At 72.0% G+C, this 21,561-nt stretch carries 21 protein-coding genes and 1 pseudogene; 12 read left to right on the top strand and 10 right to left on the bottom strand.

The genetic code is table 11. The features are described 5' to 3' along the window. The first annotated feature begins 42 nt into the window (after nucleotides 1-42). The 5 genes from ACFYX4_RS05970 (at nucleotide 43) to ACFYX4_RS05950 (ending at nucleotide 4,628) form a co-directional block, all read left to right on the top strand. On the top strand, nucleotides 43-243 hold the full coding sequence (locus ACFYX4_RS05970) for a ribbon-helix-helix protein, CopG family (RefSeq protein ID WP_389038727.1): 201 nt from the start codon (nucleotides 43-45) through the stop codon (nucleotides 241-243). Beyond that, nucleotides 240-620, top strand: a complete 381-nt coding sequence (locus ACFYX4_RS05965; RefSeq protein WP_389326396.1) for a type II toxin-antitoxin system death-on-curing family toxin — start codon at nucleotides 240-242, stop codon at nucleotides 618-620. The genes ACFYX4_RS05970 and ACFYX4_RS05965 overlap by 4 nt, the downstream gene beginning before the upstream one ends. A 208-nt stretch (nucleotides 621-828) precedes the next feature. Beyond that, nucleotides 829-2,616 (top strand): DEAD/DEAH box helicase, encoded by a 1,788-nt coding sequence (locus ACFYX4_RS05960; protein WP_389326393.1) that lies wholly within the window; start codon nucleotides 829-831, stop codon nucleotides 2,614-2,616. 412 nt (nucleotides 2,617-3,028) lie between these two features. After that, entirely contained in the window at nucleotides 3,029-3,670 is a 642-nt protein-coding gene (locus tag ACFYX4_RS05955; RefSeq protein WP_389326390.1) for an IclR family transcriptional regulator, read from the top strand. 166 nt (nucleotides 3,671-3,836) lie between these two features. Next, on the top strand, nucleotides 3,837-4,628 hold the full coding sequence (locus ACFYX4_RS05950; protein WP_389326387.1) for a PDZ domain-containing protein: 792 nt from the start codon (nucleotides 3,837-3,839) through the stop codon (nucleotides 4,626-4,628). Nucleotides 4,629-4,677: 49 nt separating this feature from the next. Here the strand turns inward: ACFYX4_RS05950 and ACFYX4_RS05945 are convergent, their stop codons facing one another. The 5 genes from ACFYX4_RS05945 to ACFYX4_RS05925 are packed head-to-tail and all read right to left on the bottom strand — an operon-like array spanning nucleotide 4,678 to nucleotide 9,030. Beyond that, nucleotides 4,678-5,655, bottom strand: a complete 978-nt coding sequence (locus ACFYX4_RS05945) for a glycine betaine ABC transporter substrate-binding protein (RefSeq protein WP_389326384.1) — start codon at nucleotides 5,653-5,655, stop codon at nucleotides 4,678-4,680. Next, nucleotides 5,652-6,584 carry an ABC transporter permease gene (locus tag ACFYX4_RS05940; protein ID WP_389326792.1) on the bottom strand — a complete coding sequence of 311 codons (933 nt, stop codon included), beginning with the start codon at nucleotides 6,582-6,584 and terminating at the stop codon, nucleotides 5,652-5,654. The genes ACFYX4_RS05945 and ACFYX4_RS05940 overlap by 4 nt, the downstream gene beginning before the upstream one ends. 59 nt (nucleotides 6,585-6,643) lie before the next feature. Beyond that, entirely contained in the window at nucleotides 6,644-7,891 is a 1,248-nt protein-coding gene (locus ACFYX4_RS05935; protein WP_389326381.1) for a betaine/proline/choline family ABC transporter ATP-binding protein, read from the bottom strand. Continuing rightward, nucleotides 7,884-8,531, bottom strand: coding sequence for an ABC transporter permease (locus tag ACFYX4_RS05930; protein WP_389326789.1), 648 nt, complete (start codon nucleotides 8,529-8,531; stop codon nucleotides 7,884-7,886). The genes ACFYX4_RS05935 and ACFYX4_RS05930 overlap by 8 nt, the downstream gene beginning before the upstream one ends. 22 nt (nucleotides 8,532-8,553) lie before the next feature. Beyond that, nucleotides 8,554-9,030 carry an Lrp/AsnC family transcriptional regulator gene (locus tag ACFYX4_RS05925; RefSeq protein ID WP_389326377.1) on the bottom strand — a complete coding sequence of 159 codons (477 nt, stop codon included), beginning with the start codon at nucleotides 9,028-9,030 and terminating at the stop codon, nucleotides 8,554-8,556. A gap of 121 nt (nucleotides 9,031-9,151) precedes the next feature. Here ACFYX4_RS05925 and hppD point away from each other — a divergent pair, with 121 nt between their 5' ends. Further along, nucleotides 9,152-10,306, top strand: coding sequence for a 4-hydroxyphenylpyruvate dioxygenase (gene hppD, locus ACFYX4_RS05920; protein ID WP_389326374.1), 1,155 nt, complete (start codon nucleotides 9,152-9,154; stop codon nucleotides 10,304-10,306). A 7-nt stretch (nucleotides 10,307-10,313) separates the two neighbouring features. Here the strand turns inward: hppD and ACFYX4_RS05915 are convergent, their stop codons facing one another. Continuing rightward, nucleotides 10,314-11,888 (bottom strand): tetratricopeptide repeat protein, encoded by a 1,575-nt coding sequence (locus tag ACFYX4_RS05915; RefSeq protein ID WP_389326372.1) that lies wholly within the window; start codon nucleotides 11,886-11,888, stop codon nucleotides 10,314-10,316. 92 nt (nucleotides 11,889-11,980) lie between these two features. On the opposite strand from ACFYX4_RS05915, the gene ACFYX4_RS05910 reads away from it, so the two are divergent. Further along, nucleotides 11,981-13,387 (top strand): FAD-binding oxidoreductase, encoded by a 1,407-nt coding sequence (locus ACFYX4_RS05910; RefSeq protein ID WP_389326369.1) that lies wholly within the window; start codon nucleotides 11,981-11,983, stop codon nucleotides 13,385-13,387. 34 nt (nucleotides 13,388-13,421) lie between these two features. Here ACFYX4_RS05910 and ACFYX4_RS05905 read toward each other — a convergent pair whose 3' ends face one another. Then, entirely contained in the window at nucleotides 13,422-13,913 is a 492-nt protein-coding gene (locus tag ACFYX4_RS05905) for an SsgA family sporulation/cell division regulator (RefSeq protein ID WP_389326366.1), read from the bottom strand. 281 nt (nucleotides 13,914-14,194) lie between these two features. Between ACFYX4_RS05905 and ACFYX4_RS05900 the strand changes: the two are divergent. Continuing rightward, nucleotides 14,195-14,287 (top strand): annotated as a pseudogene (locus ACFYX4_RS05900) (DUF2510 domain-containing protein); the annotation flags it as partial. Here ACFYX4_RS05900 and ACFYX4_RS05895 read toward each other — a convergent pair. Further along, the gene (locus ACFYX4_RS05895; protein ID WP_389326805.1) at nucleotides 14,269-14,712 is read right to left on the bottom strand and encodes a hypothetical protein; all 444 of its coding nucleotides are present in this window, start codon (nucleotides 14,710-14,712) and stop codon (nucleotides 14,269-14,271) included. The pseudogene ACFYX4_RS05900 and the gene ACFYX4_RS05895 overlap by 19 nt on opposite strands. A 1,144-nt stretch (nucleotides 14,713-15,856) precedes the next feature. On the opposite strand from ACFYX4_RS05895, the gene ACFYX4_RS05890 reads away from it, so the two are divergent. Together ACFYX4_RS05890 and ACFYX4_RS05885 are read left to right on the top strand one after the other, a co-directional pair. Further along, complete coding sequence (locus tag ACFYX4_RS05890; protein ID WP_389326786.1) at nucleotides 15,857-16,480, top strand: RDD family protein; 624 nt, start codon at nucleotides 15,857-15,859, stop codon at nucleotides 16,478-16,480. Nucleotides 16,481-16,585: 105 nt separating this feature from the next. Next, nucleotides 16,586-17,359: an RDD family protein gene (locus ACFYX4_RS05885; RefSeq protein WP_389326363.1), complete on the top strand. Its 774-nt coding sequence runs from the start codon at nucleotides 16,586-16,588 to the stop codon at nucleotides 17,357-17,359. A gap of 61 nt (nucleotides 17,360-17,420) precedes the next feature. Here ACFYX4_RS05885 and ACFYX4_RS05880 read toward each other — a convergent pair whose 3' ends face one another. Continuing rightward, a complete protein-coding gene (locus ACFYX4_RS05880; RefSeq protein WP_389326360.1) occupies nucleotides 17,421-17,690 on the bottom strand; it encodes a hypothetical protein in 270 nt (89 codons plus the stop codon). A 352-nt stretch (nucleotides 17,691-18,042) separates the two neighbouring features. On the opposite strand from ACFYX4_RS05880, the gene ACFYX4_RS05875 reads away from it, so the two are divergent. Further along, nucleotides 18,043-20,391, top strand: a complete 2,349-nt coding sequence (locus ACFYX4_RS05875; protein WP_389326357.1) for an immune inhibitor A domain-containing protein — start codon at nucleotides 18,043-18,045, stop codon at nucleotides 20,389-20,391. Between the two features lie 133 nt (nucleotides 20,392-20,524). After that, nucleotides 20,525-20,866 (top strand): hypothetical protein, encoded by a 342-nt coding sequence (locus tag ACFYX4_RS05870; RefSeq protein ID WP_389326354.1) that lies wholly within the window; start codon nucleotides 20,525-20,527, stop codon nucleotides 20,864-20,866. A 50-nt stretch (nucleotides 20,867-20,916) separates the two neighbouring features. Here ACFYX4_RS05870 and ACFYX4_RS05865 read toward each other — a convergent pair whose 3' ends face one another. Further along, nucleotides 20,917-21,504, bottom strand: a complete 588-nt coding sequence (locus ACFYX4_RS05865; RefSeq protein ID WP_389326351.1) for an isochorismatase family protein — start codon at nucleotides 21,502-21,504, stop codon at nucleotides 20,917-20,919. Nucleotides 21,505-21,561: the final 57 nt, after the last annotated feature.

Here is a 21,561-nt window from a genome sequence, read left to right as displayed (position 1 = left end):
AGTGGTACCACTTTGACCCCAAAGTGCTGGTACCGTTCTGGTATGGCTATGAACGTGCGTCTCCGCGACGACCAGACCGAAGCCCTGCGACTGCGCGCCGAGGAAGAGGGCACCAGCATGCACGCCATACTCCTGCGGGCCGTGGACGACTACCTGGCCCGTACGGCGCACCAGGCGCTGGTCCGCAACGCGGCCAAGGAGCAGACCGCCAAGTGGGCCGAACTCCTGGAGCGGCTCAAGTGACGTGGGTCTTCCTGTCGGCCGAGGACGCGCTGGCCGTCGCTGAGCTCGCCGTCGACGACCAGACCGTCGTCGTGCGGGATGCGGGTCTGCTGGAGTCGGCGGCACACCGGCCCTCGGCCGCTATGTTCGGGCAGGAGGCCTACCCGGACCTGTTCGGCAAGGCGGCGGCCCTCCTCCAGTCCCTCGCGGTCAACCACCCGTTCGTCGACGGGAACAAGCGCACCGCGTGGACGTCGTGCGTCGTGTTCCTGGCGCTCAACGACGTTCAGTTGCGCCCGGACATCGATGTCGCCGAGCGGTTGGTGGTCGGAGTGGCCACCGGTGACGTCGAGGACGTCAAGGCGATCTCCGAGGTGCTGCGGGAGTTGGCCGAGTGACCGTGTGAGGTGAATCCCATCCGCGGCTGAGCCGGCGCTGCCCGCGCGTTGACGAACCCGGGCCGCCGGTAGGGTGGCCCGGTCGTCGGACGAACCGACATGGACCCAGACGCACACGAGCCGCCCGACCCCCGAACCGGAGACCGTGACTACCGCCCGCCCGTCACCCACCACCACCCTCAACGGAGGGCCCTCCGGGCCCGCACCTATGTCTGCCTCCACCTCCCACCACCTGTCCCCCGCCTTCCCCGGCCGCGCCCCCTGGGGCACCGCCAGCAAGCTGCGTGCCTGGCAGCAGGGGGCGATGGACAAGTACATACAGGAGCAGCCGCGCGACTTCCTCGCCGTCGCCACCCCCGGCGCCGGCAAGACGACCTTCGCGCTCACCCTCGCCTCCTGGCTGCTGCACCATCACGTCGTGCAGCAGGTGACCGTGGTCGCGCCGACCGAGCACCTGAAGAAGCAGTGGGCGGAGGCCGCCGCGCGGATAGGGATCCGGCTGGACCCCGAGTACAGCGCGGGCCCGCTCAGCAAGGACTACCACGGCGTCGCCGTCACGTACGCGGGCGTCGGCGTACGGCCGATGCTGCACCGCAACCGCAGCGAGCAGCGCAAGACGCTCGTCATCCTCGACGAGATCCACCACGCCGGCGACTCCAAGTCCTGGGGCGAGGCCTGCCTGGAGGCGTTCGAGCCGGCCACCCGCCGTCTCGCGCTCACCGGCACGCCGTTCCGCTCCGACACCAACCCCATCCCCTTCGTCACGTACGAGGAGGGCAACGACGGCATCCGGCGGTCGTCCGCCGACTACACCTACGGCTACGGCAACGCGCTCGCCGACCACGTCGTCCGGCCCGTGATCTTCATGTCGTACAGCGGCAACATGCGCTGGCGCACCAAGGCAGGCGACGAGATCGCCGCCCGGCTCGGCGAGCCGATGACCAAGGACGCCATCAGCCAGGCCTGGCGTACGGCGCTGGACCCGCGCGGTGAGTGGATGCCGAGCGTGCTGCGCGCCGCCGACCAGCGGCTCACCGAGGTCCGCAAGGCCATCCCCGACGCCGGCGCCCTCGTCATCGCCTCCGATCAGGACTCGGCCCGCGCCTACGCCAAGCTGATCCGCGAGATCACCGGGAACAAGGCGACCCTCGTCCTCTCCGACGACACGGGCGCGTCCAACCGGATCGACGAGTTCAGCGCGAGCGACGACCGGTGGATGGTCGCCGTGCGGATGGTGTCCGAGGGCGTCGACGTGCCGCGCCTCGCGGTCGGCGTGTACGCGACGACGATCTCGACGCCGCTGTTCTTCGCCCAGGCCGTCGGCCGTTTCGTACGGTCCCGGCGGCGCGGCGAGACGGCGTCGGTGTTCCTCCCGACCGTGCCCGACCTGCTCGGCTTCGCCAACGAGATGGAACGCGAACGCGACCACGTCCTCGACAAGCCCAAGAAGGGCGGCGAGGACGAGGACCCGTACGCCGAGTCCGAGAAGGAGATGGACGAGGCGAACCGGGAGCAGGACGAGGACACCGGCGAGCAGGAGCAGTTCTCCTTCGAGGCGCTGGAGTCGGAGGCCGTCTTCGACCGGGTCATGTACAACGGGGCCGAGTTCGGCATGCAGGCCCACCCGGGGAGCGAGGAGGAGCAGGACTACCTCGGCATCCCGGGGCTGTTGGAGCCCGAGCAGGTGCAACTGCTGCTCCAGAAGCGGCAGGCCAAGCAGATCGCGCACAGCCGCAAGAAGCCGGACGACGAGGCCGACCTGCTCGAACTGCCCGCCGAGCGGCGGCCGGTGGTCTCCCACAAGGAGATGATGGAGCTGCGCAAGCAACTCAACACGATGGTCGGCGCGTACGTCCACCAGAGCGGCAAGCCGCACGGGGTCATCCACACCGAGCTGCGACGGGTGTGCGGCGGGCCGGCGAGCGCGGAGGCCACGGCGGGGCAGCTGCGGCAGCGGATCGCCAAGGTGCAGGAGTGGGCCACCCGGATGAAGTGACGCCGCTCCGGGGTGGGGGAGCGTGCGTGCGGGCCCTGGGCGCCCCAGCCGCGTGGGCCCGCGTGCCCCAGCCGTGCAGAGCCGGGTGCCCCAGCCGTGCGGGCCGGGTGTCCCAGCCGTGCGGGCCGGGTGCCCGAGCAGTGTGTTTCAGGGCGAAACGCGAGTGATCCATACCAGCCATTGACCGGATTCTGGACAAACTCTTCCGCTCAGCGAACCGGCTTCGCTAATGTCCCGCTACGCACACGCCCCGTGGCAGCGCCGCCGCGGAGCGCAGCCGTGAAGCGACTGGGCCCGGACACGCCGGGCCCATCTGTCGATCGGCGGCCTCTGTAGCGCGTCACTGACGGGACTCGGTGACGCATCCGCCGCGACGGGGGTTGCCGACCTCACCACTTAAGGAGTGGGCGTCGTGACCGCGGAGACCTCCCAGACGCTCGATAGAGGACTGAAGGTCCTCAAGCTGCTGGCCGACACCGACCACGGGCTGACCGTCACCGAGCTGTCCAACAAGCTGGGCGTCAACCGGACCGTCGTGTACCGGTTGCTGGCCACGCTGGAGCAGCACGCACTCGTACGGCGTGATCTCGGCGGACGGGCCCGGGTCGGGCTCGGTGTGCTGCGGCTCGGCCGGCAGGTGCATCCGCTGGTACGGGAGGCGGCGCTGCCGGCGCTGCGGGCGCTGGCCGAGGACATAGGGGCGACGGCGCATCTCACGCTCGTCGACGGGGCGGAGGCGCTTGCCGTCGCGGTGGTCGAGCCGACGTGGACGGACTACCACGTGGCCTACCGGGCCGGGTTCCGCCATCCGCTGGAGCGGGGGGCGGCGGGCAAGGCGATACTCGCGGCACGGCAGCGGGCGGTGGAGGGGCCGGGGTACACGCTGACGCACGGGGAGCTGGAGGCGGGGGCCAGCGGGGCCGCGGCTCCGCTGCTGGGGGTGACGGGGGTCGAGGGGAGCGTGGGAGTGGTGATGCTGAGGGACGCGGTGACGGAACGGGTGGGGCAGCGGGTGGTGGACGCGGCGCGGGAGGTCGCGGAGGCGTTGCGGTAGCGCGGTGCGGGTGTGCGGGTGGATGGTGTGCCTGACCCGCGGCGCGGGGTGCCGCTGCGCCCACCCTTCCCCACTCTCGGCTTCGCTCGAGCGGGGGGACCCATCGCCCCAGCGGCACGACTGCCCGCAGCTACGTGGTGGAACGGCAGGTGTTTAGATTGGGGCCGTGTTCTCTCGTCTCTCGCGTCCTCAGGCTCTCGTCGGCTGTGCCCTGCCCCTCGTCGGGCTGATCGCCGTCGCCGTGTTCACGCCGCTGCCGTTCTCGGTGGCGCAGCCGGGGATGACGGCGAACGTGCTGGGAACCGACAAGGGCACCCCGGTGATCACCATCTCGGGGGCGCCCACCCGGAAGACCACCGGTCAGCTGCGGATGACGACGATCGAGGCGACCAGCCCCGACACGGACGTCTCCCTCGGCGACGTGATCGACGGCTGGTTCCGCACCGACCAGGCGATCATGCCCCGGGACGCGGTCTACCCCAGCGGGGAGAGCAGCAAGGAGATCGAGCAGCACAACACCGAGCAGATGAAGGCGTCCCAGGACGCCGCGACGCAGGCCGCGCTGAAGTACCTCGGCCGCGCCGACGACGACCTCAACGTCACGCTCGAGCTCGCCGACGTCGGCGGCCCCAGCGCCGGGCTGCTGTTCTCCCTGGGCATCGTCGACAAGCTGGACGGCGACGGCAGCGGCGGCGACCTCACGGGCGGCCGGAACATCGCCGGCACGGGCACGATCGACGCCGAGGGACGCGTCGGCGCGGTCGGCGGGGTCTCCCTGAAGACGCAGGCCGCACGCCGGGACGGCGCGACCGTCTTCCTCGTCCCGAAGGACGAGTGCTCCGACGCGAAGGGCGAACTGCCCAAGGGACTGCGGCTGATCCCGGTGACGACGCTCAAGGGCGCCGTCGACTCGCTCGTCTCCCTGGAGACGGGCAAGGGGTCCGTGCCCTCCTGCTAGCCGGAGCCCGACCGGTGGCCGCCGACCGCCAACCGCCCGCCCCGGAACGTCACTTCACGAACCCCTCCGCCTTCATCCACTCCAGCGCGACGTGATGCGGGTCCTCCCCGTCCACGTCCACGCGCGCGTTCAGCTCCTGCGCCACCGTGTTGTCCAGCCTCGCCGTCACCGGGTTCAGCACCTCCGCGATCGCCGGCCACTTCGCCAGCGTGCGGGAGTTGATCTCGGGGGCCGCGTTGTAGTTGGGGAAGAACTTCTTGTCGTCGTCCATCACCACCAGGTCCATCGACTTGATCCGCCCGTCGGTGGTGAACACCTCCCCGTACGTGCAACTCCCCTTCGCCGTCTGCGTGTAGATGATCCCGGTGTCCATCTGTGTGATCCGGGACGCCGGCACGTCCATCCCGTACGCCTTCTGCATGCCGCGCAGTCCGTCCGCGCGGTTGGCGAACTCGACCTCCACGCAGAGCGTCACCGCCGGCGGGTCGGACTTCGACAGGGCGGCCACCTGCGACAGCGTCCTCGTGCCGTACTTGCGGAAGTCGGCCTGGTTCATCGCCAGCGCGTAGGTGTTGTTCAGCCGTGACGGCGGCAGCCAGGTCACCCCGTTCTTCAGGTCGGCGTCGTGGACGGCCTGCCACTGCGCCCGCGGGTCGGGGATGGGGTCGGTGTGGCCCAGGTACGTGATCCAGGCGGTGCCCGTGTACTCGTACGCGGCGTCGGCCTCGCCCTTGAGGACCGCCTCGCGTCCGCCGATGGAGCCCTGGATGCCGGTGCGGTCCAGGACGTCCGCGCCGGCCGCCTCGAAGGCGATGCCCATCATCGCGCCGAGGATGAGACCCTCGGTGAACGACTTGGACGTGACGGTCAGCCGGGCGCCCTTGAGCGGCTCGCCGCGTCCGATCGACCCGGGCGAGACGTCGTCGACCATGGGGGAGCCGCTGGTCAGTCCGCAGCCGGATGCCGGCGTCAGCAGCGGCAGCGTCAGCAGTGCCGCCGCGCCCGCTCGCCGTACGGACCGTCTCACCGCTCCGTCTCCAGTCCCCGGGGCCGCATCAGCAGCTCCGCCAGCGAGGCCAGCCAGTCCACGAGGAGCGCCAGCGCCACGGTGAGGATCGAGCCGAGCACCAGCACGGGCATCCGCTGGTTGGTGATGCCGGCCGTGATCAGGACGCCCAGGCCGCCGCCCCCGCCGAACACCGCAAGGGTCGCCGTGCCGACGCTGAGGACGAGCGCCGTGCGCACGCCGGCCAGGATCAGCGGGACGGCCAGCGGCAGCTCCACCCGGGACAGCACGCCGAGCGGGGACATGCCGATGCCGCGCGCCGCCTCCAGCAGCGTCGGGTCGTTCGCCCGCAGACCGGTGACCGTGTTGGACAGGACCGGCAGGACGGCGTACACGATGATGCCGATCAGGGCCGCCTTCATGCCCGTGCCCAGCCAGATCACCAGCAGCGCGAGCAGACCGATGGCGGGGGCCGCCTGCCCGGTGTTGGCGACGGCCATCGCGGCCGGGGCGGCTCCGCGGAAGGCCCGGCGGGTCAGCAGGATGCCCAGCGGGATGGAGATGATCAGCACGAAGAAGGCGGAGATCACGGTCAGTTGGACGTGCTGCCACAGCGCCTTGGTGACCTGCCCGTCGGCCAGCGCGTTCTCGGAGACCGGGTCGAGGTCGGCCCGCTGGAACCACAGCCAGGTCGAGAGCAGCAGCGCGACGAGGAAGGCGGGCAGAAGCGTCAGCTTCCGCCAACCGACCCGCCGATACGACGAGCCGGCCGCCCCAGACGCCCCAGACGCCCCAGACGCCCCAGGCGCACCGGGCGTACCGGACGGCCCGGCCTCACCGAGCTGCTCCGCCGGACCCGCCCCGGGTTCGTCCGGTTCGAGGTACGGCGACCCGGGGTCACCGGACGCCCCCGACGGCCCGGTCCGCCCGAGCGCCCCGAGCCGTTCCACCGGCCCCGACGCCGAGGCCGTCCCGCCCCCCGCCGTCCCGCCCCCCGCCGTCCCGCCCCTCACGCCTTCACCTCCCCGCCGTGGCCTTCCTGCTCCGCGTGGGTCTGTGCGGAGCGGGACTCCTCCAGGTCGTGTCGGGCCTGCATGGCCTCCAGGCGGTCCGCCTCCAGCAGTTCGTGGACGGAGTTCAGCAGTGTCTCCATGTCGACGACCCCGACGTACTCCCCGCGCCGCCCGGTGACCGCGGCCCGGCCGGTGTTGTCGGTGAGCACCGCCTCCAGCGCGTCCCGCAGGGTGGCGTCCTTGGTCACCGTGTCGCTGACCAGCGTGCCCGCGCGGGCCAGCGAACCTCTGGCCCGCATCAGGTCGCCGCGCCGCAGCCACTTGTAGGGCCGGCCGTGCCGGTCCAGCATCAGGATCTCGTTCGTGCCGTCGGCGCGCAGGCGGTTGAAGATCGTCTGGAGGGGGTCGTCGACGGCCACCGTCGGACAGTCGGTGATCTCCACGTCCCGCACCCGGGTCAGGTTCAGCCGCTTCAGCGCCGCCCCCGCCCCCACGAACCCCGACACGAAGTCGTCCGCCGGGTTCGTCAGGATCGCCTCCGGGGTGTCGAACTGGGCGATGTGCGAGCGCTCGCGCAGCACCGCGATCCGGTCGCCCAGCTTGATCGCCTCGTCGAAGTCGTGGGTGACGAACACGATCGTCTTGTGCAGCTCCTGCTGGAGCCGGATCAGCTCGTCCTGGAGGTGGTCGCGGGTGATCGGGTCGACCGCGCCGAACGGCTCGTCCATCAGCAGCACCGGCGGGTCCGCCGCCAGCGCCCGCGCCACGCCCACCCGCTGCTGCTGACCGCCGGACAGCTGACGCGGATAGCGCCCGTGGAACTCGCCGGGATCCAGCCCGACCAGGTCGAGCATCTCCTTCACCCGCCGCCGGATCCGCGCCTTCGGCCAGCCGGCCATCCCCGGCACGAGCGCGATGTTCTGGGCGACGGTCATGTGCGGGAAGAGCCCGGACGACTGGATCGCGTAACCGACCTTGCGGCGCAGCCCCACCGGGTCGATGTCGGTGACGTCCTCGCCGTCGATGCGGATGCGGCCGCCGCTCGGCTCGATCAGCCGGTTGATCATCTTCAGGGTCGTCGACTTCCCGCAGCCGGACGGCCCCACGAAGACGACGGTCTCACCGGCCCTGATCTCCATGCTCACACCGTCCACGGAGGGGTACGGGCTGCCCGGATACCGCTTGGAGAGGTTCTCCAGCTCGATGGAGGCGCCGTGGGACACGACGGGCCGGGGCTCAGACACGGATCCCCCTCGGAATCGTCAGCCGCCCGAGCAGGACGTACCCGGCGTCGAACAGCAGGGCCAGCACGATGATGCCGAGGGTGCCGGCGAGGACCTGGTTGAGGGCGTTCGCGCTGCCCAGCGAGGCGAGCCCGCGGAAGATCTCGTTGCCGAGGCCGGGCCCGGAGGCGTACGCGGCGATCGCCGCGATGCCCATCAACATCTGCGTCGAGACCCGGATCCCGGTCAGGATCGGCGGCCAGGCCAACGGCAGCTCCACCCGCGCCAGCCGCATCGCCCCGGACATCCCGATGCCCCGGGCCGCGTCCACCAGCGCCGGGTCGACGCCCCGCAGGCCCACGATCGCGTTGCGCACGACCGGCAGCAGCCCGTACAGCGTCAGGGCGATCACCGTCGGCGGCACGCCCAGGCCCACCATCGGGATCAGCAGACCGATCATGGCCAGGGAGGGGACGGTGAGCAGGGTCGAGGTGGCGGTGGTGGCGAGATCGCCGGCCCAGCTGCTGCGGTAGGAGACGACACCGATCAGCACCCCGATCACGGTGGCCATCACCATGGACTGGAAGACGACGCCGGCGTGCTGCCAGGCGTCGGTCAGCAACTGCTGGTAGCGGTTTCCCAGGTACTCGAAGAAGTTCACCCGTGCTGCCACCTCGCGTCGGCTACGGCTCCCGGTCCCGCGCCGCCTGCTCCACGAGCGGGATGATCCGCAGCGGAACCGCGTTCTCCATCACGATCGCGGTGGAGGCCCGGACGATCCCATCAAAACCGACGACCCGGTCGATGACCCGCTGGAGATCGGCGTTGGAGCGGGCCACCAGCCGACACAGCATGTCCCCGCTGCCGGTGGTGGTGTGCAGCTCCAGCACCTCCGGAACGGTCGCCAAGTGGGCCCGTACGTCGGGGCCTTGGCCCTGCCGGATCTCCAGCGTGGCGAACGCGGTGACCGGGTAGCCGAGGGCCGCGGGGTCGACGTCGGGGCCGAATCCGCGGATGACTCCGTTCGACTGAAGCCGGTCGAGCCGCGCTTGCACCGTGCCCCGGGCGACCCCCAGCCGACGGGACATCTCCAGCACGCCGATCCTCGGCTCGCGCGCCAGCAGGCCGATGATCCGGCCGTCCAGATGATCGATCGCCATGCCGCCTCCCAGATGGTCATCCTGTACAGAAAGCCTGCCGCCACCGGTGTGGCGCTGCACATACTGTCCAGCCGACGACGGAAGTGTTGCGCACCTTGCCCGGCGGGTCGAGGCTTCGGTCATGGCCGTGACCTCATCGCACACCCAGCAGACTCCCGACACCGCCCGGCAGGCCGACCCCTTCCCGGTCAAGGGAATGGACGCGGTCGTCTTCGCCGTGGGCAACGCCAAGCAGGCGGCGCACTACTACTCCACCGCCTTCGGCATGAAACTCGTCGCCTACTCCGGACCGGAGAACGGCAGCCGCGAGACCGCGAGCTACGTCATGGAGAACGGGTCCGCCCGCTTCGTGCTCACCTCGGTGATCAAGCCCGCCACCGAGTGGGGCCGCTTCCTCGACCGGCACGTGGCCGAGCACGGCGACGGCGTCGTCGACCTCGCCATAGAGGTCCCGGACGCGCGCGCCGCGTACGCCTACGCCCTCGAACACGGTGCCCGCTCGGTCGCCGAGCCGTACGAGCTGAAGGACGAGCACGGCACCGTGGTGCTGGCCGCGATCGCCACCTACGGCGAGACCCGGCACACCCTCGTCGACCGCTCCGGCTACGACGGCCCCTACCTGCCCGGCTACGTCGCCGCCGCCCCGATGGTCGAGCCGCCCGCGCAGCGCACCTTCCAGGCGATCGACCACTGCGTCGGCAACGTCGAACTCGGCCGGATGAACGAGTGGGTGAGCTTCTACAACGACGTCATGGGCTTCACGAACATGAAGGAGTTCGTGGGCGACGACATCGCCACCGAGTACAGCGCCCTGATGTCGAAGGTCGTCGCGGACGGCACCCTGAAGGTCAAGTTCCCGATCAACGAGCCCGCCGTCGCCAAGAAGAAGTCCCAGATCGACGAGTACCTGGAGTTCTACGGCGGCGCCGGCGTCCAGCACATCGCGCTGAACACGAACGACATCGTCGCCACGGTCCGCACGATGCGCGCGGCCGGGGTCCAGTTCCTCGACACGCCCGACTCCTACTACGACACCCTCGGCGAGTGGGTCGGCGACACCCGCGTCCCCGTGGACACCCTGCGCGAGCTGAAGATCCTCGCCGACCGCGACGAGGACGGCTACCTGCTCCAGATCTTCACCAAGCCGGTCCAGGACCGTCCGACGGTGTTCTTCGAACTCATCGAACGGCACGGGTCGATGGGCTTCGGAAAGGGCAACTTCAAGGCGCTGTTCGAGGCGATCGAACGGGAGCAGGAGAAGCGGGGCAACCTGTAGCCGGCGCTCACTCCCGCGGGGGCTCGCTTTCGCGGGGCTCGCTTTCGGGAGGCTCACTCCCGCGGGGCTCGCTCTCGCGGGGCGACGGCGGCCGGAAGTCCGGCACGTCCTTCACCGACGGCTCGCCCAGGGCCGTCAGCGTCGCGCGGGCCCTGGGGGCGTGCAGCGGGGAGAAGTACGGGTTGATCCGCAGGGCCTCCTCCAGACGGCGGCGGGCCGCGCCGTGCCGGCCGAGGGAGTGCTCGATCATGCCCAGGTGGTAGGCGTACGGCGCGCTGCGCACCGCGCCGCCGTGCACCCGGTCGGTGGCGATCATGGCGTACCGCAGGGCCCGCCGGTCGTCGCCGGCGCGGTGCAGCGCCCAGCCCAGCGCGTCGGCCACCGCGATCCCCGGCTGCCGCCGCCACTCGGCGCGCAGCCGGGCGACCGCCGCCGCCGGGTCCCCGTGGTCCGCCTCGTACTGCCCCAGCACCAGCTCCTGGTCGACGCCGCCGGCCTCGTCCCGCCACACGCGTTCCCGCAGCAGGTCGTACTGGACCCGGGCGGCCTGGGTGAGCCCCAGCGACTCGTACAGCTCGCCCAGCTCCAGCGCGTACTGCGGCAGCGGCTGCTCGGCGAGGGCGACGCGGTAGGCGTCGAGCGCCTCCGACGTCCGCCCGAGCGCGGCCAGTGCCCGGCCCTGCCCGGCCTGCGCGGCCCGCTGGTCGGGGTCCAGCCGGACCGCCTCCTGGAACTGCCGCAGGGCCGCCTCGCGGTCGCCGCGCTCCCAGGCGAGCTGCCCGGCCCGTTCCAACCAGGCCGCCTGCTCGGCGGGCGTGGACGCCCCGGCCACCGCGTCGGACAGCGCGGCCGCCGCGTCCTCACGCCAGCCCCGGTCCCGGTACACGCCCGCGGCCCACGCCTTCACGGCCGGCCCGGAGCGGAGCTTCTTCAGCTGCTCCAGCGCGGCCTGCGCCTTCTTGTAGTCGCCGAGGCCGGTGTAGGCGTCGATCAGCTGCGGGTACGGCGTCCACTGCTTCGGCGCGAGCTTGCGGGCGGCCTCGGCCTGTTCGAGGGCGGTACGGAAGTCACGGCGGGCGTTGGCGAGGGCGGCCAGACCGGCGAGCGCCTCGGCGTTGCCGCGCGGGTGCGCCTTCAGCGAGGCGCGCAGGGCCCGCTCGGCCTTGGGATAGAGGACGGCGGCGTCGGCGGTACGGCGGCCCTGCTCGACGTAGGCCGCGCCGAGGACCGCCCAGCTGCGGGCGTCGCGGGGACGCTCCCGCACCCGGGCCTCGTGCTCGCCGATCAGCGCGGCCAGCTCGGGCAGCGCGGCGGTGACCCCGCCGCGCACCGCGGCCTGGCCCATCGCGCCCGGCGCCGGCAGGGCCGACCTCTCCGGACCCGCCTCCACCGGCGGCCACCACATCACCGCGCCCACCCCGAGCCCGCACGCCGCCACCCCGGCGGCCACCGCCCACACCGACCGACGCCGCCACCGACCCGCGCCCCGCCCACGCCTGACGTCGCCGTCGGGGGCCCCGTCCGGGCGGGCTCCGCCCACCGGGGTGCTCGGTGTCGTCGTCTCCGGGGCGCTGTCGTCCATGGCGATCACTGTGCGTCAGGACGGACGCGGGGCCGGGGTATCCGCCGGGTGCCGCAGGCGGGGTTCACACCGATGGCCCCGGGTGCGACGCTGTGATCATGAGCCGTATCGAAGCTCCCCGTGACGAAGCGACCGGCAACCTCCTCGACCGGCTCCGCGACGGCCTGCCCGCCGAGGCGGTCCTCACCGACGCGGACGTCACGGCCTCGTACGCCAACGACATGGCGAGCTTCTGCCCGGCCGGCGTCCCGGCCGCCGTCGTGCTGCCGCGGACGGTCGAACAGGTCCAGCACGTCATGCGCACCGCCACCGAACTGCGCGTCCCCGTCGTCCCGCAGGGCGCCCGCACCGGCCTGTCCGGCGCCGCCAACGCCTCAGACGGCTGCGTCGTGCTGTCCCTCACCAGGATGGACCGGATCCTGGAGATCAACCCCGTCGACCGGATCGCCGTCGTCGAACCGGGCGTCGTCAACGCGGTGCTCTCCCGCGCCGTCGGCGAGCACGGCCTGTACTACCCGCCCGACCCCTCCAGCTGGGAGACCTGCACGATCGGCGGCAACATCGGCACCGCTTCCGGCGGCCTGTGCTGCGTGAAGTACGGCGTGACCGCCGAGTACGTCCTCGGCCTCGACGTCGTCCTCGCCGACGGACGGCTGATGACCACCGGCCGGCGCACCGCGAAGGGCGTCGCCGGATACGACCTCACCCGCCTCTTCGTCGGCTCCGAGGGCTCGCTCGGCGTCATCGTCCGCGCCGTCCTCGCCCTGAAGCCGCAGCCGCCGCGGCAGCTCGTCCTCGCCGCCGAGTTCCCCTCGGGGACCGCCGCCTGCGACGCCGTCTGCAAGATCATGGCGGGCGGGCACGTGCCGTCCCTGCTCGAACTGATGGACCGCACGACGGTGAACGCCGTCAACGACCTCACCCACATGGGTCTCCCGCAGACCACCGAAGCCCTGCTGCTCGCCGCGTTCGACACCCCCGACCCGACCGCCGACCTCGCCGCCCTCGGCGCGCTGTGCGAGGCCGCCGGCGCGACCTCCGTCGTCCCGGCCGAGGACGCCGCCGAGTCCGAACTCCTCCTCCAGGCACGCCGCTCCGCCCTCGTCGCCCTGGAGGCGGTCAAGGGCACGACGATGATCGACGACGTGTGCGTGCCTCGCTCCCGGCTCGGCGAGATGCTCGACGGCGTCGAGCGCATCGCCGAGAAGTACGCCCTCACCATCGGCGTCGTCGCCCACGCGGGCGACGGCAACACCCACCCGACGGTCTGCTTCGACGCCCAGGACCCCGACGAGTGCCGGCGCGCCCGTGAGTCCTTCGACGAGATCATGGCCCTCGGTCTGGAACTGGGCGGCACGATCACCGGCGAGCACGGGGTGGGCGTGCTGAAGAAGGAGTGGCTGGCGCGGGAGATCGGCCCGGTGGGCCTGGAGATGCAGCGGGCCGTCAAACAGGTCTTCGACCCGCTGGGCATCCTCAACCCGGGCAAGCTGTTCTGACGTCCTTCCGCGCGGGCTTCGGTCCCGGGCGGCGTCACTCGCCGTCGTGCGGTTCGTCCGACGGTCCCGGATCGCGCAGCCAGCGGTCGCACAGCCACAGGTCGTCCTCGCCCGCCGGGGACATCAGCTCGTCCAGGGCCTCGTCCAGGCCGAGCCGCTCGCTCTCGGTGCCCGGCGGCACCGCCCGCAGCGTCCGCTCCAGCCACGCCGTCACCTGCGCCGCGGGCGCCTCCAGCAGGGCGTCGCCCTCGGGTGAGCTGAGCGCCATCATCACGATGCCGCGCCCGTCCACCTTCGTCGGCCACACCCGCACGTCCCCCTGCCCGCACGGCCGGAACACCCCCTCCACGAGGAGTTCGCGGGCGAACGTCCAGTGGACGGGGCGCTCGGAGTGGATGTGGAAGGCCACGTGCACGGCGAAGGGGTCGTCGCTGTGATAGCCGAGCCGGGCCGGCACCGGGATGCTGCGCTCCGGCGACAGGACGAGTCCGAGCTCCAGCTCGCGTTCCACCACGGTGGGGTGCATGTCCGTTCTCCTCTCGGCACGGATCGTCGCGGTCCGTGCGGTCCCTTGCGATCCGTCGGTCCGTGCGATGCGTTGGTCCGTACGGAGGGGAGAGCGGTTCCGCGCGGCGGCATTACGCGGGTTCCGAGAACTTTTTTGTCCGCGCGGTCCGAACGTGTGAAGCGCGTGCACGGGGTTGCCCGGAAAGGGGTGGGTCGGGCGGGACTGGCGGTGGGGGTTGCGCTCGTCTGATAGATGTGGAGCCCCCCATCCCACCCCCGAGCAGATACGGGACGACGGACATGAGCGCCCCCTCCCCGGCACCCGGCGACGACAGGCCCCGCGAGGGGTACTACCCGGACCCGTCCATCCCTGGCTACGTCCGGTACTGGAACGGCGCCTCCTGGGTGCCGGGCACCAGCCGACCGGCGCCGTCCGGCGGCGAACCGCTCGCGCCCCCGCCCTCGCCGTCGTCCGGCGCGCCCGCCTCCGTGGAGGAGACCGGGCCGCACTTCTTCGACGAGGACCCGGTGCCGGCGGAGCAGCAGCAGTACGGCAGCCGTCCCGAACCCGCGTCCGCGTGGGGCGCCGACCGCTCCCACCAGTCCGGCTTCGGCGGCGACCAGGACCGCAGGGTGTCCTGGGGGACTCCGCCGGGCCCCGACCCCCGGGTGGGGGAGGGGCAGCCGGACAGCGCGGAGGCCGGCTCGGGTGACGTGGTCTCCGACGGGACGTTCGTCTTCCGCCGTACGCCGACCGGATCTCCCTCCGGAAGCGCCCCGTCCGACGCCGACGGCCCCGGGGGCGAGCCCGATGCCATGACGTTCCGTGCGCCGTCCCCGCGCACACCCGACCGGCCCGGGGCACCCGGCGCGCACCAGGGGAGCACGACCGCACCGGCCGGCCCCCAGGGGTCGGACGGCACACCCGGCTTCGGCCCGCAGGGGCCGGTGGGCGCGGCAGGGGCCGCGGGGTCGGGGTTCGGCCCTCCCCAGGGCCCCGTCGGCGTGGCGGGCGCCTCGGGCACCGGCGCCTCTGCGGCCAACCCCGGCTTCGGCGCGGGCAAGGCCGCCGCCGACCACGCGGCAGCACCCCAGGCACTCCCTGCCCAACAGGGCGAGGACCAGGGCCAGCCGGCGGACCCGGGACAGCCGTTCACCGGACAGCAGCGGCCAGGGCAGGCGGGCTCGGGGCAGGCGGTACCGGGTCAGGTGGGCTCCGGCCAGGCCGGTCGCGGTCAGGCGGTGCCTGGTCAAGTGGCTGGCTCGGCCGAGGCGTTCGCGGCTCAGCAGGGTTTGGGGCAGGCGGGTGCCGCCCAGGCGGCTCCGGGTCAGGCCGGTCGCGGTCAGGCGGTGCCTGGTCAAGTGGCTGGCTCGGCCGAGGCGTTCGCGGGCCAGCAGGGTTTGGGGCAGGCGGCCCCCGGCCAGGCAAGCGCCGTTCAGGCCGGTGCCGGTCAGGCGGCACCGGGGCAACTTGCCGGCTCAGCACCGGCGTTCCCCGTTCAGCAGGGCCAAGGCCAGGCGGCTCCCGGGCAAGTGGCCGGATCGGCGCAGGCGTTCGCCGGGCAGCAGGGGCAAGGGCCGGTGGGCTCTGCTCAGTCGGCCCCGGGGCAGGCAGGCCCCGGTCAGGCGGCCTCCGGTCAAGTCCCCGGCTCAGCTGAGGCGTTCGGTGCTCAGCACGGTCAGGGCCACGCGGGCTCCGCTCAGGCGGCCCCCGCCCAGCCGAGCCCTGCTCAAGCGGCTCCCGGCCAGGCGGGGGCAGCTCCAGCCCAGGCGATCCCCGGCCAGCCGGGCCCCCTTCAGCCGAACCCTGGCCAAGCCGCCCCCGGCCAGCCCGCCACCTCCGCTCCCCAAGCCGCACCGCCGGTCCCGCCCGCCGCCCAGGCGTCCCCGCTGCCGGCTCCCACCCCCCAGCCCGCTCCCGGCGTTCCCGCTCAACCGGGGCCGCAGCAGCCCCAGTCGGCCATGAGTGCCGGGCCCGGTGGTGGTCAGCACTCCTGGGCTCAGCAGGTGCACCAGCTCGCGGGAGCCGGGGACGATCAGCCCGTCGCGCCCTGGAAGCCGCCGGTGGACGACGTGTTCCAGGCGGCCGCCCGGCGTCAGGCGTCGGCCCGCCCCGCCGGGCTCGGCAAGCGGCTGGTCGCACGGCTCGTCGACACGCTCGTCGTGGGCGGCGTCACCGCCGCCGCCGCGGTCCCGCTGGGGGCGAAGGCCGTCGAGCACGTCAACGAGAAGATCGACGCGGCGAAGCTCTCCGGGGAGACCGTCACCGTCTGGCTGCTGGACGGCACGACGTCGGTGTACCTGGGGATCGTCCTCGCCGTGATGCTGGTCTTCGGGATCCTGTACGAGGCGCTGCCCACCGCCAAGTGGGGCCGCACGCTGGGCAAGAAGCTGCTCGGCCTGGAGGTGCGGGACATCGAGGGCGGTGAGCCCCCGTCCTTCGGGGCGGCCCTGCGCCGCTGGCTCGTCTACAGCGTGCCCGGTCTGCTCGCCGTCGGCGTCGTGGGCGTCCTGTGGTGCGTGTTCGACCGCCCGTGGCGCCAGTGCTGGCACGACAAGGCCGCACGCACGTTCGTATCGGGCTAGCCCGGCCGGCTCCCCACCCCCTACCGCAGACGGCCCAGGGAATTTCGTACTCCGGACGGCCGCTCGCCGGATGCGGAGCCGTGGCGTTCGCGGTCGACTCGGGCCATGACGACCGAACCGCCCCCCGGTTCCGGCGGCCAGCCGCCGGAGGACGATCCGTTCAGGAAGCAGCCCCCGCAGCAGCCGCAGCAGCCACAGCAGCCCCCGTACGGTCAGGGGCCGGGCGGTCAGGGCGACCAGGGCGGCCAACAGCCCCCGCCCTATGGAGGTCAGCAGCCCCCACCGTACGGAGGCGGCGACCCCGGCGGTCCCGGCGGACCCGGTGGCCCTTACGGAGGCGGCCCCGGCGGCCCCTACGGCGGCGGTCCTCCGGGCGGCGGCCCCTACGGTGGCGACCCCTACGGCGGCTACCCCGCCGACCCCCTCGCCGGCATGCCCCCGCTCGCCGACAGCGGCAAACGCACCCTCGCCCGGATCATCGACATGATCCTCGTGGGCATCGTCGTCTGGCTGCTCACCTGGGGCTTCGGCGTCAACGAGTACGACGTGGACAGCTCCCGCGTCGAGGTCGGCAAGTCCCTCGCCCAGTCCCTGGTGGCCGCCGTCCTCTACGTCGCCTACGACACCTTCCTGATCGCCAGGACGGGCCAGACCCTCGGCAAGAAGTGGCTGGGCATGCGCGTGGCCAACCTCGACAACGGCTCCACGCCCTCCGTGCAGACCTCGCTGATCCGCGCGCTGGTGCTGTGGGTGCCGTTCGCGTTCTGCTGCGCCTGTCTGTGGACGGCGATCTGCGGCGGCTGGAGCTTCTTCGACAAGCCGTACAAGCAGGGCCTGCACGACAAGGCCGCCAAGTCCGTCGTCGTCAGCGTCACCTGACGGAACGTCATAGCGCGACGGAGGCCCGCGCCAGCGTGACGCGGGCCCTCCGACGGGCGGTTCAGGGAGCCGACGGCTCCCGCACCGGTTCGGACGCCGCGGCGACGGAGGCGGGAACGGGCTCCTCCACGGTGGAGCGGGCCACGACGAGGGGCGCACGCCGGGGCGCCGGCACCGTCATGGCGACGAGCACGCCGAGCGCGACCGCGGCGACGGCGATGACCGCGATCCCCGGTCCCGAACTCGTCTGCGACAGCAGCAGCATGGCGAGCGTGGAGAGGATGACGGCGCAGGAACCGTACGTGAGCTGTGCGAGCGTCGGACGAGGCATGGCAATCGTGTCCTCGGAAGCGGGGGCGATCTCGACTCTATTCGCCTGCATGCCCGAGCGGAACGAGCGGTAAGCGTGAGCTGACCCACGGTGCCGGTGCACGGGGGGCGCACGGAGTCATGACGTCCACCCCCTGGACGGACCCGCGCGCCCGTCACGAGATCGTCATGTGTCCGCAATGCGAACCCCCGCTTCCAATAATGCAGTTGACCTGTCCAAGTCAAGGTCTGTCTTTTCCTGTGAACCAGTAGTCAAATGACGTCACTTGACTACACGCGTATAACCGCGCGCGGACTTCCCTTGACATGGAACCCCCTTCCGCGCAGCAGGTCGCGTGAGTGGGAGGAATCAAGTGACCAAGAGATCCTGGACGTTCAGGACGGCCGCCACGGTCGTCGCCCTCGCGGCGGCCTCGGCGACGTTCTCGACGTTCGCCGTGGCCCAGGCCGCCGACAGCGCGCCGGCGCAGGCCCCGGCCGCGGACCGGCACGACCCGCAGCCGGCCCAGGCCCACGAGCACGACTTCGACGGGCCGCTCAGCAAGCGGCAGGAGGCCCAGCGGCAGGAGGCGCTGGAGCAGGTCATATCCGGCCAGGCCGCCGTCAAGGACCGCGACGGCTCGAAGGTCGTGCAGCTGAAGAGCCAGAAGGGCGACCCCAAGTACGTCGAGCTGGGCCGCGAGAAGACCGACAAGATCTTCACGATCCTCGTCGAGTTCGGCGACCAGGTCGACCCCCGCTACGGCGGCACCCCCGGCCCGCTGCACAACCAGATAGCCCAGCCCGACCGCACCAAGAACAACAGCACGGCCTGGCAGGCGGACTACGACCGCAAGCACTTCGAGGACCTGTACTTCGGCACCGGTCCGGGCACCCAGTCGCTGAAGAAGTACTACGAGAAGCAGTCCTCGGGCCGCTACTCGGTCGAGGGCGCGGTCACCGACTGGGTCAAGGTCCCCTACAACGAGGCCCGTTACGGCCACAACGACGCCACCACCGGCGCCTGGTACGCGGTGCAGGACGGCGTCAACGCCTGGGTCGCCCAGCGCGAGGCCGCCGGTGACACCCCCGCCGAGATCAAGGCGGAGCTCGCCGAGTTCGACCAGTGGGACCGCTACGACTTCGACGGCGACGGCGACTTCAACGAGTCCGACGGCTACATCGACCACTTCCAGATCGTGCACGCCGGCGAGGACGAGTCCGCGGGCGGCGGCGCCCAGGGCACGGACGCCATCTGGGCCCACCGCTGGTACGCCTTCGGCACGGACGCCGGCTCCACCGGCCCCGACACCAACAAGCTCGGCGGCGCCCAGGTCGGCGACACCGGCATCTGGGTCGGCGACTACACCATCCAGCCGGAGAACGGCGGCCTCGGCGTCTTCGCCCACGAGTACGGCCACGACCTCGGCCTGCCCGACGAGTACGACACCTCCGGCGCCGGCGAGAACTCCACCGGCTTCTGGACGCTGATGTCGTCCGGCTCCTGGCTCGGCACCGGCAAGGACTCCATCGGCGACCTGCCCGGCGACATGAACGCCTGGGACAAGCTCCAGCTCGGCTGGCTCGACTACGAGGTCGCCAAGGCGGGCGTGAAGTCCCGTCACAAGCTGGGCGTCGCCGAGTACAACACCAAGAACGCGCAGGCGCTGATCGTCGAACTGCCCGACAAGACGGTCACCACCGACGTGATCCCGCCCGCCCAGGGCGCCACCCAGTGGTGGAGCGGCAGCGGCGACGACCTGCGCAACACCCTGACCCGCTCGGTCGACCTCACGGGCAAGTCCTCCGCCTCGCTGAGCCTCGACGGCTGGTGGGACATCGAGACCGACTACGACTACCTCTACACCGAGGTCTCCACCGACGGCGCCAACTGGACGCCGATCGACGGCACCCTCGCCGACGGCACCGCCGTCCCGCGCGACGGCAGCGGCAAGCCCGCCCTCACCGGCACGGTCGACGCCTACCAGAAGCTGACGTTCCCGCTGGACGCCTACGCCGGCAAGAAGATCGGCCTGCGCTTCCGTTACGCCACCGACGGCGGCGTGGCCCAGAAGGGCTTCACGGCCGACCAGATCACGGTGACCGCCGACGGCGCGACCCTCTTCGCCGACAACGCGGAGAGCGCGGACGCGGCGTGGACCGCCAACGGCTTCAGCCGGATCGGCGCGGGCATCACGGACGACTACGCCCAGTACTACATCGCGGAGAACCGCCAGTACGTCTCGTACGACACGACCCTCAAGGTCGGCCCGTACAACTACGGCTTCTCCACGACCCGTCCGGAGTGGGTGGAGCACTACCCGTACCAGAACGGTCTGTTGATCTGGAAGTGGGACACCTCCCAGGCCGACGACAACACCAGCCAGCACCCGGGTGAGGGTCTGATCCTCCCGGTCGACGCGCACCCCACCCCGCTGAAGTGGACCGACGGCACCCTGATGCGCAACCGCATCCAGTCCTTCGACGCCACCTTCAGCCTGTACCCGACGGACGCGCTGACGCTGCACAAGGCCGACGTCGCGACCAAGATCCCGTCCCGTCCGGGCGTCCCGGTCTTCGACGACAGCCTGTCCGACCACTGGGACGAGTCGAACCCGCTCGCGGGCGTCCGCGTCACTGACACCGACACCTCGATCCGGATCGTCAGCGAGCCGCTGAGCGGCCAGACGATCACGGTCCGGGTGGGACCGTCGGCGAAGTAGCCGACGTTTTCGCAGGTCAAAGGCGTATCGGCGGCGACCCACTGGCGGGTCGCCGCCGATCGTGTTTAGGTGCCTCCTGTGCTTCTCTTATTGACAGCCGCATCGACGCCGATACGCACGGGGGTGTGACCGCATGGCCGCAGGAGGGTTCTGCAAGCTGCCGAACGGCAGCGTGGTGGTGGCGCTGAACCTGCCCAGCCCCACCGCCCAGGCCGCCGCCGGCGTGCGCGTCCTCGTCGTCGCCCAGAACCGCGCCCGCGCCCTGACCAGGCTGCGCAACCTGGGCCTGCGCGCCGTCTACCTGCGGGGCAACGCGGCCCCGCCGACCCCGGACGAGATCACGGCCGTCCTGCACCACCCCGACGGCCTGATCTGGCGCACGGCCCCCGACAACGCCGCCCCCGCGGCGGCCGGCGTCCCGGAGCTGTGGCGTCCGATCAGATCCCTGCTGAGAAGACCGGCGGCCCAGCCGTGAACCCCTCCTGGAGGATGGCCGGCAGTGGACCCCTCCTGGAGGGGCTGGGCCTAGTGGACGACCGGCTTGCCGGTCAGTTCCACGCCCGCCTCGCGCAGCTCCTCCAGGGCCCGCTCGGTGGTCTCCTGGGCCACCCCGGCGGTCAGGTCGAGGAGCACCTGGGTGCGGAAGCCCTCCCGGGCGGCGTCCAGGGCGGTGGCCCGCACGCAGTGGTCGGTGGCGATGCCGACGACGTCGACCTCGTCGATCTCTCTCGCCCGCAGCCAGTCGCCCAGCGCGACGCCGTTCTCGTCGGCGCCCTCGAAACCGCTGTACGCGGCGGAGTAGGCGCCCTTGTCGAAGACGGCGTCGATGGAGCCCGAGGCGACCGCGGGCGCGAAGTTCGGGTGGAAGCCCACGCCCTCGGTGCCCGCGACGCAGTGCGCCGGCCAGGAGTGGACGTAGTCGGGGTTGTCGGCGAAGTGGCCGCCGGGCGCGATGTGGTGGTCGCGGGTGGCCACGACGTGCCGGTACCCGGCGGGGGCCTGCCCGATCAGCTCGGTGATCGCGGCGGCCACGTCGGCGCCGCCGGCCACCGCGAGACTGCCCCCTTCGCAGAAGTCGTTCTGCACGTCAACGACGATCAAGGCGCGGCGCATGGTGGGTGTCCTTCGACTATCGGTGAAGTTACGAGCCTAGAGACTTCGACGGCGGTG

This window comes from Streptomyces sp. NPDC002328 (assembly GCF_042890065.1).
In the GTDB taxonomy this organism is placed as follows: Bacteria; Actinomycetota; Actinomycetes; order Streptomycetales; family Streptomycetaceae; genus Streptomyces.
Note: the sequence above shows the minus strand (reverse complement) of the source record. Positions and strands in the feature narration are given on the sequence as shown.